Annotated in this window: 11 protein-coding genes; 5 read left to right on the top strand and 6 right to left on the bottom strand. The window is 35.4% G+C overall.

The window, feature by feature from the left end; all coding sequences use genetic code 11:
- Position 1: 1 nt before the first annotated feature.
- From dagF to MHB70_RS22750, 5 genes are all read left to right on the top strand, one after another.
- Positions 2-757 (top strand): 2-dehydro-3-deoxy-phosphogluconate aldolase, encoded by a 756-nt coding sequence (dagF, locus tag MHB70_RS22770; RefSeq protein WP_000181900.1) that lies wholly within the window; start codon positions 2-4, stop codon positions 755-757.
- The gene (locus tag MHB70_RS22765) at positions 750-1766 is read left to right on the top strand and encodes a sugar kinase (RefSeq protein WP_061529470.1); all 1017 of its coding nucleotides are present in this window, start codon (positions 750-752) and stop codon (positions 1764-1766) included. The genes dagF and MHB70_RS22765 overlap by 8 nt, the downstream gene beginning before the upstream one ends.
- Complete coding sequence (locus MHB70_RS22760) at positions 1766-2491, top strand: GntR family transcriptional regulator (protein ID WP_000539290.1); 726 nt, start codon at positions 1766-1768, stop codon at positions 2489-2491. The genes MHB70_RS22765 and MHB70_RS22760 overlap by 1 nt, the downstream gene beginning before the upstream one ends.
- A 49-nt stretch (positions 2492-2540) precedes the next feature.
- Entirely contained in the window at positions 2541-3866 is a 1326-nt protein-coding gene (gene gntP / locus MHB70_RS22755; protein ID WP_000356172.1) for a gluconate permease GntP, read from the top strand.
- 169 nt (positions 3867-4035) lie between these two features.
- Positions 4036-4227: a YjcZ family sporulation protein gene (locus tag MHB70_RS22750; protein ID WP_001290392.1), complete on the top strand. Its 192-nt coding sequence runs from the start codon at positions 4036-4038 to the stop codon at positions 4225-4227.
- A gap of 50 nt (positions 4228-4277) precedes the next feature.
- On the opposite strand, the gene MHB70_RS22745 is transcribed toward MHB70_RS22750, so the two are convergent.
- The 6 genes from MHB70_RS22745 to MHB70_RS22720 all read right to left on the bottom strand — a co-directional run bounded on the left by MHB70_RS22745 (position 4278) and on the right by MHB70_RS22720 (position 12843).
- Positions 4278-6254, bottom strand: coding sequence for an FtsX-like permease family protein (locus MHB70_RS22745; RefSeq protein WP_061529469.1), 1977 nt, complete (start codon positions 6252-6254; stop codon positions 4278-4280).
- Complete coding sequence (locus MHB70_RS22740) at positions 6251-7003, bottom strand: ABC transporter ATP-binding protein (protein WP_000393256.1); 753 nt, start codon at positions 7001-7003, stop codon at positions 6251-6253. Before MHB70_RS22740 ends, MHB70_RS22745 begins: the two co-directional genes overlap by 4 nt.
- A 19-nt stretch (positions 7004-7022) precedes the next feature.
- A complete protein-coding gene (locus MHB70_RS22735) occupies positions 7023-8978 on the bottom strand; it encodes an FtsX-like permease family protein (protein WP_061529468.1) in 1956 nt (651 codons plus the stop codon).
- Between the two features lie 79 nt (positions 8979-9057).
- Complete coding sequence (locus tag MHB70_RS22730) at positions 9058-11028, bottom strand: FtsX-like permease family protein (protein WP_000145026.1); 1971 nt, start codon at positions 11026-11028, stop codon at positions 9058-9060.
- 94 nt (positions 11029-11122) lie between these two features.
- Positions 11123-12145 carry a sensor histidine kinase gene (locus tag MHB70_RS22725; RefSeq protein ID WP_000765359.1) on the bottom strand — a complete coding sequence of 341 codons (1023 nt, stop codon included), beginning with the start codon at positions 12143-12145 and terminating at the stop codon, positions 11123-11125.
- A gap of 2 nt (positions 12146-12147) precedes the next feature.
- Complete coding sequence (locus MHB70_RS22720) at positions 12148-12843, bottom strand: response regulator transcription factor (RefSeq protein ID WP_000276732.1); 696 nt, start codon at positions 12841-12843, stop codon at positions 12148-12150.
- Positions 12844-12981 lie beyond the last annotated feature (138 nt).

Raw genomic sequence — 12981 nt, 5'->3', positions numbered from 1 at the left:
AATGACAAACATTCAAAAACGTTTTTATAAAGGCCGCGTAGCATTAAATGTATTAGCGAACAATATCGAAAATGCAAAAGATATTTTTGAAGCAGCAGAAGGTTATGTAGTAATTGGTGTATTATCGAAAGATTATCCAACTGTAGAAGAAGCTGTTACAGCGATGAAAGCATACGGAAAAGAAATTGAGGACGCTGTATCAATCGGACTAGGAGCAGGAGATAATCGCCAAGCGGCAGTTGTAGCTGAAATTGCGAAGCATTATCCTGGTAGCCATATTAACCAAGTGTTCCCTTCAGTCGGAGCGACACGTGCAAATCTTGGCAAAAAAGATAGCTGGATTAATAGTTTAGTATCGCCAACAGGAAAAGTAGGTTACGTAAATATTTCTACTGGCCCAATTAGTGCGGCTGGAGAAGAAAAAGCAATCGTTCCAATTAAAACAGCGATCGCACTTGTACGTGATATGGGCGGAAATTCATTGAAGTACTTCCCGATGAAAGGGCTAGCTCATGAAGAAGAATATCGCGTAGTTGCGAAAGCTTGTGCGGAAGAAGGATTTGCATTAGAGCCAACAGGCGGAATTGATAAAGAAAACTTCGAAACAATTGTACGTATTGCGCTTGAGGCAAATGTAGAGCAAGTTATCCCGCACGTGTACTCTTCTATTATTGATAAAGAAACTGGTAACACGAAAGTAGAAGATGTGCGTGAATTATTAGCAGTCGTGAAGAAGTTAGTTGATCAATATGCGTAAGAAAATTGCAGCATTCGGTGAAGTAATGATGCGCCTACAAGTGCCAGGATATGAATTATTGTCGCAAGCAAACACATTAAATTACTCATTTTCTGGTACAGGTGTGAATGTTGCAGCGGCGCTTTCTCATCTAGGGCATGAAGGACTTCTTATCTCAACTTTACCGGAAAATCCGGTTGGAGATGCGGCATTATCATACATTCAAAAGTTAGGTGTGCAAACCCCGCTTGTTTCAAGGGGCGGCAAATATGTCGGCATGTACTTTTTGGAAAATGGATTTGGAGCACGTGCAAGCCGAGTTACATATTCGAATCGATTAGAAAGTAGTTTCAATACGGCATCTGAAGAGATGTACCAATTTGAAGAAATTGCTAAGGAGATTGATATCGTTCATTTTTGCGGTATTACGCTTGCGATGAATGATACGGTGCGCCATCATATGAAGTCTTTAGCGAGAGCAGTTAAAGAAAACGGAGGAGCCGTCGTTTTTGATTGCAATTATCGTCCATCACTTTGGGGAGAAGACGGATATGAACAGGCAAAACCGCATTATGAAGAAATGCTAGGACTTGCTGATATCGTTATGATGAACGAAAAAGATGCGATGTTTGTTTTAGGAATGAAAACAGAAGAAACGGAGCGAGAGGCGCAACTTGTTGATCTTATTCCAAAGGTAGCTGAAACGTATAATATTGCTACAATTGCTGGTACACATCGCTCTATTAACGGTGATAATACACATTCACTGCGCGGGTTTATATGTAAAGATGGAACGTTCACTTTTGCAAAAACACTTACGTTTTCTGTATATGATAGAATAGGTGCTGGAGATGCTTATACGAGCGGGATTATTCATGGCGAGATAGAAGAGTTTGCACCAGAGAAAGCTGTTTCATTTGCGTCAGCAGCTGGCATGCTTGCACATACAATCGTCGGTGATACGCCAATGTCATCAGAGAAGGATATACTTCGGGCAATGACGGCATCAGTAGGTGATGTAGAAAGGTAGTGGGTGTAACGGTGAACGTAACGAGAAAAAAAGGACCATTATATTTACAAATAAAAAATATTATTCGTGATCGAATATTGCATGGTGTATATGCGATTCATACGAATATTCCTTCAGAACCACAATTAGAGGAAGAGTTCAAAGTGAGTAAAATTACAGTACGTAATGCGATTAAAGAACTCGCTCAAGAAGGATATTTGGAAAAGAAGAGCGGTAAAGGAACGAAAGTCATCCGTAATACTTCTGCGACAAAACTGTCAAAGGGTAAGAAATTTACTGAAGTGTTAGTGGAAGAAGGATATAAAGTACAAAAGAAATTGCTAAAGGCAGAAGTCGTTCATAATGAAGAAGGAACAGTGCCATTTCGCTTATTCGGTAAAGAGAGTTTTCGTATTGAACGTTTATATACGTTAAATGATGCACCATATATTCATTATACGCACTATTTCTCAGCGAAAATGGCAAGTACAGACTTATCGGACTTTGATTTACAATCACTTTATGATTTAGTCGAAGACCGAGGTATACATTTAGAAAACTTCAGAGATGAATTCGCAGTTGGACTTGCGCCCAGTTTCGTTGCAGAATCGTTAGGTGAAAAAGAGGGGACAGCGTTATTAAAACGTATGCGCTATTCTTACGATGAAGTTGGCGAAGTAATTGAATATAGCGAAGGCTACTACAATACAGAAATGCAGCATTATGTAGTGAATTATGACGTATAAAAAAGAGGGGATTTTCCCTCTTTTTTTATAAAAGTAAGGGGAATGAGAGATGGATATATACTTATTAATCGTCACGTTACTTGCGATCGCAATTGTCATTTTAGGGGTATCATGGTGGAAATGGCATGCATTTATTAGTTTAACAGTTGCTAGTTTGTTTTTAGCTATCATGTCTGGACTGAACTTAACGAAAATAGTGACTGCCTATGAAACTGGTGTTGGTAGTGTACTAGGGCATTTAGTTGGCATTTTGGCACTTGGGACTATCTTAGGGAAAATGATGTCTGATTCAGGGGCAGGCATGCAAGTTGCAGATTTCTTTATTCGATTTTTCGGCGTAAAAAAATTACCTTGGGCAATGTTATTTGCAGGGTTTGTTATAGGGATTCCAGTCTTTTTTGAAGTGGGGATCGTCATTTTATTACCACTTGTTATTTCCATTCGAAAAACGACGAAGCAAAATATATTGTTAATTGCGTTACCTGTTATTGCTGGATTATCGATTGTGCATGGGCTAGTGCCTCCGCATCCAGGTGCGATGACTGCAATCGGGATTTATAATGCGAACTTAGGAAAAGTACTTTTATATTCATTAATTATCGCGTTACCAACAGCCATCATCGCAGGGCCGATATTTGCGAAGTGGGTACATAAGAGGGTTATACCTGAAAATGAACCGGAGCTTGTTCGAGTTACGACTGTATCAACCGATTTACCAAGTCGTAAAGTTTCGTTTTTTATTATTTTACTGCCAGTTGTGTTAATGATTTTATCAGTAGTTGCACCGTATGTTTCTTTACCAATAAAAATAACTGAATTTTTAGTCTTTATAGGAAGTCCAGTAATCGCTTTACTTATTTCATGTTTTGCAGCATTTTATTTACTTGGCATCAAACAAGGAATTAATAAAAAGATGATAAAAAAATTAACAGATGAAAGTTTACTACCTGTAGGCTCAATTATTTTAATAATTGGTGCAGGTGGTGGGTTTAAACAAATATTAATTGAAAGTGGAGTTGGAACGGCGATTGCGCAAATGGCAGAACATATATCGTTATCACCAATCGTCTTAGCTTTCATGGTAGCTGGATTAATTCGAATAGCGACCGGATCAGCTACAGTAGCATTAACGACAGCAGCAGGAATTGTTTCACCAGTTATTCAGCACATGTCTGGTGTAAATTTAGAATTGCTCGTTATAGCAACCGGTGCAGGTTCACTAATGTTTTCTCACGTAAATGATGCAGGCTTCTGGCTTGTAAAAGAGTATTTAGGTTTGACGGTGAAGGAAACGTTTAAAACGTGGACGGTGCTGGAAACATTGTTATCATTTATTGCATTCGGTTTTGCCCTTGTGTTGAATATGTTTCTTTAAAAGATACCTGAATAGGTATCTTTTTTTTGATGAAGCCCAATTGCCAAAACAAGCCCGTTTTTAAGTAAGCCAAGCTTCCTATTCGCCCTGAAAACATACTATAAATGGAATCCCCTCATTTAGAGCAAGGTGAACTTGTTATGAATGATACTAAAGGAGGAATAGAGTAATGAGCGAAAAGTGTGAACACAGACATGATGATTGTAACCGCAGACATGGGTGCGGCGGCGGTTTTGCGCTTCTAATCGTATTGTTTATTTTATTAATTATCATCGGTGCTAGCTGCTTCGGCGGAGGCGGCGGTTGTGGTTATGGTGGTTACGGCGGTTATGCAGGCGGCTATGGTGGATATTGCTGCTAATTAAAAACTATTGAAAATGGCCTTGTGCGTATTGCACAAGGCCATTTTATTCACGTTTTAATATGTTGTGATAATTTATTAATGTACAGAGAACGGATTAAGAAGAAGAAAATGATCTCGATAATCCCGAAAAAGGTGAGTACAATACATGTCTCTTTTAGTAATGAAAAAGAAAACATACTTTGTAAAAACTTAACCGCAAATAACGTGTGAACACCAGCAACGATGTAAGGAACGAAAAATAAAATTCCTAATTGAATCGTTGCAGAGTGAAACATTTCTGATTCAGTTAAGCCAAGCTTTGTAATCGTAATGTATTTTTGTTTTTCATTCGTTAAGTCGTTATACATACGGAAGTATAAAACACTAGCCGCACCGATAAAGAAAATAAAGCCGAGAAATGCCCAAATAAAGAACTGAGCAACCGCATTTCCTTTACTATGAACGAGTTCATCCGTAGCTGTATAAATATGAAATGGTTTAATGAAATCTTCTTCATCCTTATGTGCTTCATACAAGGTTTCTGCATCATGATCTAAGCTTTTTAATATATTTTTTGTTGGGACAATTGCATTTTCCCAATTTTCCACGAAGTAGTTATAAACTGTAATTGTTTCAATATGAGGAATCATATTTTCAATTACTTCATCTTGCATCACAATTAAGTGAGGTAATGCAAAGGGAGGCTCAATTCCTCTATTAATAAAACCTTTAATTTGAAATTCTTTTTTATTAGAGCCAAGTGTAATCGTGTCCTGCTTCGCAAATGGGTTAGACACGAGATTTAATAACGCTGGTGAATAGCGAGAAATATTATAAACTTGTGTAGAATCAAGAGTGATTTCTGGTCTGTTTAATTGCTTTGCTATTGCGTTATAATCACTCATTTTCATAATGGAAATTGATTCTTTTGAAGCTGTATCTTTTAAAACGGTAAACTTATATTTGTCATATTGAAAATTAGCATTTGTAAGTTCAGTTTCAATCGTAGTAATATGCTTTTGTTCAAATGCATTAACACCTTCTGATGTATAGGTGAATGGTATTGGATATCGTTCTAGTATGGATGCTTTCGTATGATTGTTTGCAGCAAATAACCCGATAATAATTGTAAATGCAAGTGCAGATAGCATAGAAACGATAAAGAGTACATTAATATTACTGCGGGTACGAGAAACTAAATCTGAAATCCATAACATATTTATTTGTTTCAAATAAAACTTTCTTCGTTTCTTTAAAATATAGATAAAGAGAAGAAATGTTTGTGAAAAAAACAAATACGTCCCAACTACTACGAGCGGTAAAATAGATAGTATAATTAAGAATACAGACCCATTTTGTACATTTTTTTCCGTTATGTAGCCTTGCGGATAACCGGCAATATAATAGCATAGTCCTAAACAAGTTAAAGCAAATAGTGAAATGAGTATAGATGGTTTTTTTTCGCTCTTCTTTTTGTTAACTCCCTTAATAAGCTGCGTTGTTTTTCGAGTACGAATAAACATTGGTGTAAACGTAGAAACAATTAAAAATAAAATGATAAACGTTACGGTTGTAACGATAATCGCTTCTGTTGGCCAATATAAATAGAGACCTTTTGCACTTGTTAATTTCGAAGTGACTAATAAGAAAAAGTTAGAAAATACAAGTCCACCTTGAATGCCGATAAAGATAGATAATATCCCGATTATCATATTTTCAGTAAATAACAGTCTTTTTAATTGTCTCTGTGAGATACCGAGAATGGTGAGTATCCCGAATTGCTGCTTCCGTACATTTAAAAATGTTCCAACTGAATATAAGAGAAAAAAGAACGAGAACATAACAATCACAAGCTGTGCTGTACTAGCTAAGTTCATTAGAGGATCCCGATCTTGAAAGCCTTGTACACTTTGTAAGCGCGGATGATACGCATATACAGTAAATGAAAAGAAAACCATAATAGAAAAAGCACTACTTACAAAATAAGCGAAATATGCTTTAGAATTACGCGAGACATTTTTAAATGCGAATTGCCAAAATGTCATCCACGTCTTCCTCCTAATAATGCTAGGACATCTAATATTTCTTGATAAAACTTCTCACGATACAATCCGCGATGCAGTTCATTGTAAAGCTCTCCATCTTTAATGAAAATAACACGGTTACAATAACTTGCTGCAAACGGATCATGCGTAACCATTAAAATCGTTGCATCTTCTTCTTTGTTTAATTTCGTAAATAATTCCATTACATCAATCGCTGCTTTTGAATCTAAGTTTCCTGTTGGTTCATCCGCAAGTAAAAGAGACGGATGATGAATGACAGCACGTGCTACCGCAGTACGCTGTGCTTGCCCTCCTGAAACTTCAAAAATACGTTTGTCCAAAATATGATCAATTCCAAGTTTCTTTGAGATGTTATCGAGCTTTTCGTCCATTTCTTTTAAAGGAACATTATCTAACGTTAAAGGTAATACGATATTTTCTCCAATCGTTAACGTATCTAATAGGTTAAAGTTTTGGAAAACAAATCCTAATTCTTGACGGCGGAAAATTGCTAATTTTTCTCTACGAAATGTATGAGGTTGTTTGCCGTTAATTACGACTTCTCCAGAAGTAGGAGAATCAATTGTAGAAATAACGTTTAAAAACGTAGATTTACCACTTCCAGAAGGCCCCATAATTGCGACGAATTCACCTTTATCCACGTGTAAATTTATATTTTTTAAAGCGGTATGAGGGACTTTCCCTTCATACACTTTTGAGACGTTTTTTATGTGTAATACTTCTTCCATAATAATCACCTTTCTATTTTTAAAACTTAATATGTTGTGATAATTTTTGCATATAAAAGGAACGAATTAAAAGGAAAAAGAGAATTTCAACCGTTCCAAAAATCATAAGTACGACTGTAATTTCAGCGAAGAACGAGAGATGTAATATCTCTTGTAGCATCTTTGTCGCGAACATCGTATGGATGGATGCCATAATGTAAGGGACAAAGAAAAGAATCGCAAGTTGGATTGTAGCAGATTGTTTCATTTCGTCTGCTGTTAATCCAATCTTTGTAATCGTTATATACTTTTCTTGCTCATTTGTTAAATCTGTATACATTCGGAAATACAGAACACTGCCTGCACCGATGAAGAAAATAACACCAAGAAAAGTTCCGATTAAGAAGAATGAAGCAACGTTTAGTTTCGTGTTGTATAAAGAGTCACTTGCTTCACTTGCATGAAACGGTGGATGTTCTGCCTGAATAGCTGCATTGTCGTTATCAATTTTTGTTATAAATGCTGAACCGATAGTATGTGCTTCTTCCCAATCGTTAACTTTAAAGTTATATACACTCATCTGTTTTGAAACGGTGGATAATGTTTCTACATTTTCATCAGATAGTATGAGCAATTGGTATATTAAGCTGTTTGGGAATGGGTTATAACTTTTATATTCTTTCACTTGTAGTTGTAAATTGTTTTGAGCAAGTGTAAGAGTATTTTTCTTTTCTTTAGTATGAATTGTTCCAACAACTTGATCGTCTAAGTCTTTCATAAGAATATAAGATTCATTCTTATTCACCGAGAGAGTCTCCCAATTTAACGCCTTAGCAAGTACATTATAGTCACTTTGTTTAATGGCATAATAGAGCTGCGCGTTATCTTCAGCTGAAGATACTTCATATATGTCTGTGTTAAATTTTGTATAAGTAAAGTGCTCTTCATTAAATTTTTGTTCTAACCAGTTTAAATGTTCATCAGCTAACGTATTTTCAGTATGTGATAAATACGTAAACGGGAAAGGGTTTTGCCTAATCGCATCAAACTTTGTAAATTTCCCGAATCCATATAAGAATGTAATCATTGTAAAAGCGAGCGTTGATAGCATTGCTACTATAAATAGCATATTAATATTTGTTCGAATGCGCGTTGCTAAATCCGAAATCCAAAGCATATTAATTCGTTTCATATAAAACTTTCTTCGTGTTTTTAATATACGAATAAGTAAAAAACTAATCTGTGAAAAGAAAAAATATGTTCCGGCTGCAATAAGCGATGGAATGACAAATATACTAGAGACGGCATATAAAAGCCCAATGATGTCGCCTAGCGACATAAAATATAGAGGATTTGCTGCTAATACATATCCAGATATTAAACATATCGCACCAAATAGAGAAATGAGTACGGATGCTTTTCTTTCTTTTTGTTTTGTTCCTTCTTTTAAAAGACGTACAGCTTTTCTCGTACGGATTAGCATCGGTGTAAAAGATGATACGAGAATGAAGAGTCCAAGAAAGATTATTATAGTTAAAACGATAGCACCTGTCGGCCAATATAAATATAGACCAGGTACATGTGTAATTTTGGCGGTAACTAGTAAAAAGAACTGTGAACAAACAAGTCCAAGTTGAATACCAAAAAATATAGAAAGAACACCAATCAGCATATTTTCTATAAATATGAGTCGCTTTAATTGTTTTTGAGATATACCAAGTACTGTTAAAATCCCAAATTGTTTTTTACGAACCTTTAAAAATGTACCAATTGAATAGAGTAAAAAGAAAAATGAAAAGAACACAATGACAACTTCTGAAATTGTCATTAATATGTTCAGAGCATAATTCACGTCTGTCATATGCAATTTAGGATGAAATAAATAAACTGCAAATGAGAAAAAAATAGCAATGGAAAACGCACTGCTTACAAAATAGGCGAAATAAGCTCTGGCGTTTCTTGTTACATTTTTAAAGGCAAACTGCCAAAAAGTCATTCACCTAAACCTCCTAATAGAGTGAAGAGGAAAAGGATATAAGAGGTATCCTTTTCCTGTACTAATATATTTATAAAACTTAACCATTCGTATACTCTGATAACTTTTGCATGTAAAAGGAGCGAATGAATAAGAAAAAGATGAATTCAACTACTCCAAAAATAATAAGAACGGCTGAAATTTCTTTGAATAGTGATAAAGCAATTACGTCTTGAAGCATTTTTGTTGCGAACATTGTATGAATGGACGCCATAACGTACGGAACGAAAAATAAAATGCTAAGTTGAATGGTTGCAGATCTTTTCATCTCTGCATCTGTTACACCAATTTTTGAAATTGCTACATATTTTTCTTGTTCGTTCGTTAAATCTGTATACATTCTGAAGTAAAGAACGCTACCAGCTCCAATAAAGAAAATGACACCTAAGAATGTCCCGATTAGGAAGTATGCGGCACTTCCTGATGTGATTCTATATAATGAGCCTGCTGATTCATAGGAGCGTACAAGGGGTCCTTCGTATTGGAATTCTTGTCGATCTCTTTGTATTCTTTTCATAAAATCATCAGCAATTTCATACGTCTTTTCCCAGTTTTGTACGTTATAATTGTACGCTGCTACATGCTTTGTTGTACTTGGTAAGTTGTTTACAACAGCGTCAGGTAAAATTAAAGTTTGATATGAAAAGTCAGAGGGAATGGCCCCTGCTTGTTCATAGCCCTTTACTTGTAATATCGTATTTGTGCTAGAAAGTGTAATGGATTTTCTATTGAAGCTTGGCTCAAATTGGCTGAATAAGGTGAAATAAGCATCGCCGCTTAAGATATATGCTTCGTTATCACTCATGAATAGTTCTTTCATTCGCAGGGAAGCTGCAAGTTTATTATAGTCACTTTGTTTCATTGCATAAATGTCATTGTAAGTCGTTATACCTTCATCTTCTTTCAATGGTGTTTCATATAAATCAGTTTTGATCTTTTTATAAGAGAAATTTTCTTTTTGTAACTGCTGTTCAAGCCAAGTTAAATGCTTGTTAACAAAAGGATTTGCGTCATATGAAAAATAAGAAAATGGAAAAGGTGAAGTTCTCGCAACATCTAGCTTTGTAAACTTTCCGAATCCATATAGGAACGTAATCATTGTGAAAGCAATTGTAGAAAGCATGGCTACAATAAAAAGCATATTGATATTTGTTCGAATACGACTTGCTAAATCCGAAATCCAAAGCATATTAATTCGTTTCATATAAAACTTTCTTCTTTTCTTTAAAATATAAATAAGTAAGAAACTAATTTGAGAAAAGAAAAAATATGTCCCAATTGTAACAAGCGCTGGAATCACAAAAACACTTGAAACCATATAGATAACGCCTACTTGCGTGTTTATTGAGAAGAAATATTTAGGGTTTGCAGCTAAAATATAACCACCTAATAAACAGATAGCACCAAATAGAGAGATAAATATGGATGGTTTTCTTTCCTTTTGCTTCCTACCATTCGTTTTTAATAGGTTTACCGTCTTTTTCGTACGAATTAGCATGGGTGTAAATGAAGATACAGCGATAAAGAGACCAAGAAACACAATCGTTGTTAAAATGAAAGCATTCGTAGGGGGATATAAATATATCCCCGGTAGATGTGTAATTTTCGCTGTTACTAATAAGAAAAACTGCGAAAAGACAAGTCCAAACTGCATACCGAAAAAGATAGATAAAATACCAATTAACATATTTTCAGTGAAAACGAGTCGATGTAATTGTTTTTTTGATATACCTAAAATAGTTAAAATACCAAATTGCTTTTTACGAACTTTTAAAAACGATCCGATTGAATAGAGTAGAAAAAAGAACGAGAACAAAACAATCACAACTTCTGAAAAAATCATTAATCCTGAAATTTCAGAGATCATAGTGGGATTTTGTAATTTCGGATGAAACAAATAAACAGCGAACGAAAAGAAAACAGCAATGGAAAAGGCACTGCTTATAAAGTAAGCAAAATAAGCTCTTGAGTTGCGCGTTACATTTTTAAATGCAAATTGCCAAAATGTCATAATACGTGCCTCCCGTTAGCAGGGAAATATGTAGTTTTATTGCAAAAAATGTATGAGAGTGAGTTCTCATACATTTTGCTAGCATATGTTCTGATCATGATTCAGTCACCTTCTCTACATTCTCTGCTTGATTATTCGCAGCATTGTGGAAGATGATTTTAATCGTCGTTCCTTTACCAACTTCAGAATCTAGTTTGACGGAGTGACCTAAATAATCACAAATTTTACTTACAATATAAAGCCCCATACCGGTAGATTCTCCGAATGTACGACCGTTTTTCCCAGTGTAGAATGGTTCAAATACTCTTCGAATATCTTCTTGCGGAATACCAACGCCTTCATCGCGAACTTCTAGAATAATGTCTTTTCCATTTCGATAAGCGGATAAGAACACTTTCTTTCCACGCTCACCAGAGTAACGGACTGCATTTGTCATTAACTGATAGATAATAAATTTTAGCCATTTCGCATCAGAAGCAACTTTTAGATCAGAATGTACTTCTAAAACAGGGAAGACGCCATTACGAATAAATAGTTCTTTTAATCCATTAATATTTTTTGTTACCGTATCTTTTAATGAAATCGTCTCAACATGGAAATCTTCATGGAAGTTATTTAACCTAGCCATGTATAAAGCCATATCAAGTCCTTGGTTTAGACGCTCTAACTCTTTTTTGAATTTCGGAATTAAATGTTCGTCTTCCATTTCCAGTACCATAAGCTGCATAACAGAAACAGGTGTCTTCATTTGGTGTACCCAATGGTTAATGAACAATTGATGTTCCTGTTGTTTTACTTCATACGATTGTAGTTCTTTTTGGAAGAGACGGTATTGCGTACGCACGAGTTCATTTACACCGTGAGGCATCGGAGCGGTTGCTCTTTCAATAAACGCATCTTCCATTTTTTCTGGCTGCTCACTTAATCTATGATACATTCTACGGTTACGAACGTAACGATAAGCAAGGAAACAAATAAATAAGTATAAGCTTAAAACGATGAAGTAAAACTTATTATTTTGAAATCCATCTACTGCATCATAGAGAACGAAAATGATACCGAAGTTTAATACGTACAGTAGAAAAAATGTAAAATGATCACGTAAAAATAGCTTCATGCTTATTCACTCCAAGTTGCGTTAAAACGATACCCAAGTCCACGTACTGTTTCAATAGCATTTTCAATACCAAGCTCATTGAACTTTTTACGAAGACGCGTGATGTTTACGTTTAATGTATTTTCCTCAACGAAGCTCTCATCATCCCAAAGAGCAGCTAATAAATCTTCACGGCTCGCTGTACGAGGGAATTTAGATAATAACATTTCGGCTAAAATTGCTTCTTTCTTCGTTAAAAGAACTTGTTCAGATCCGAAGTGAATTTCTGGACGTTCAGGGAATAGTTTTAAACCTTCTACTTCAACGATACGCTCAGAAATATTTGGTGCATAGTCACCGTAAATACGGCGCAATTGACCTTTAATTTTTGCCATTACAACGTCGTAGTGGAACGGTTTCGTAATATAATCATCCGCACCGCTTTCAATCGCCATAATTTGTTCCATCTCACCAGCACGCGCTGAAATGAAAATAATTGGACAAGTAGATTCATGACGAATTTGACGGCACCAGTAGAATCCATCGAATTTCGGTAAGTTCACATCAAGTAAAACAAGGTGTGGTTTCACGGCGTTAAACGATTCCATAATATCATCAAAATTTTCAGTAACAACAGCGTCGTACCCGTATTTTTGAATGTGAGATTGCAGTAATGATGAAATATTTGGATCGTCTTCAACGATTAAAATTTTATACATATGTATATTCCTCCTCAAAAAAACAATTGTAGCTATAGTGTACCATGTGTTTCACGTCTTTTCATTATGTTGAAATATAAGCTAGTTAACAGTATAGGTTAAAAGTGAGAAAAGTAAAAAGTATTATAGGGATAACTG

It is taken from the genome of Bacillus sp. FSL M7-1020, assembly GCF_038050415.1.
Classification (GTDB): Bacteria; Bacillota; Bacilli; order Bacillales; family Bacillaceae_G; genus Bacillus_A; species Bacillus_A toyonensis.
The sequence above is the reverse complement of the archived record's forward strand: the minus strand, read 5'-3'. Positions and strand labels throughout refer to the sequence as shown.

Bases quoted from the DNA above. Each gene is read 5' to 3' on its own strand.
- dagF (WP_000181900.1), top strand. From the start codon at position 2: ATGACAAACATTCAAAAACGTTTTTATAAAGGCCGCGTAGCATTAAAT.
- MHB70_RS22765 (WP_061529470.1), top strand. From the start codon at position 750: ATGCGTAAGAAAATTGCAGCATTCGGTGAAGTAATGATGCGCCTACAA.
- gntP (WP_000356172.1), top strand. From the start codon at position 2,541: ATGGATATATACTTATTAATCGTCACGTTACTTGCGATCGCAATTGTC.
- MHB70_RS22750 (WP_001290392.1), top strand. From the start codon at position 4,036: ATGAGCGAAAAGTGTGAACACAGACATGATGATTGTAACCGCAGACAT.
- MHB70_RS22745 (WP_061529469.1), bottom strand. From the start codon at position 6,254: ATGACATTTTGGCAATTCGCATTTAAAAATGTCTCGCGTAATTCTAAA.
- MHB70_RS22740 (WP_000393256.1), bottom strand. From the start codon at position 7,003: ATGGAAGAAGTATTACACATAAAAAACGTCTCAAAAGTGTATGAAGGG.
- MHB70_RS22735 (WP_061529468.1), bottom strand. From the start codon at position 8,978: ATGACTTTTTGGCAGTTTGCCTTTAAAAATGTAACAAGAAACGCCAGA.
- MHB70_RS22730 (WP_000145026.1), bottom strand. From the start codon at position 11,028: ATGACATTTTGGCAATTTGCATTTAAAAATGTAACGCGCAACTCAAGA.
- MHB70_RS22725 (WP_000765359.1), bottom strand. From the start codon at position 12,145: ATGAAGCTATTTTTACGTGATCATTTTACATTTTTTCTACTGTACGTA.
- MHB70_RS22720 (WP_000276732.1), bottom strand. From the start codon at position 12,843: ATGTATAAAATTTTAATCGTTGAAGACGATCCAAATATTTCATCATTA.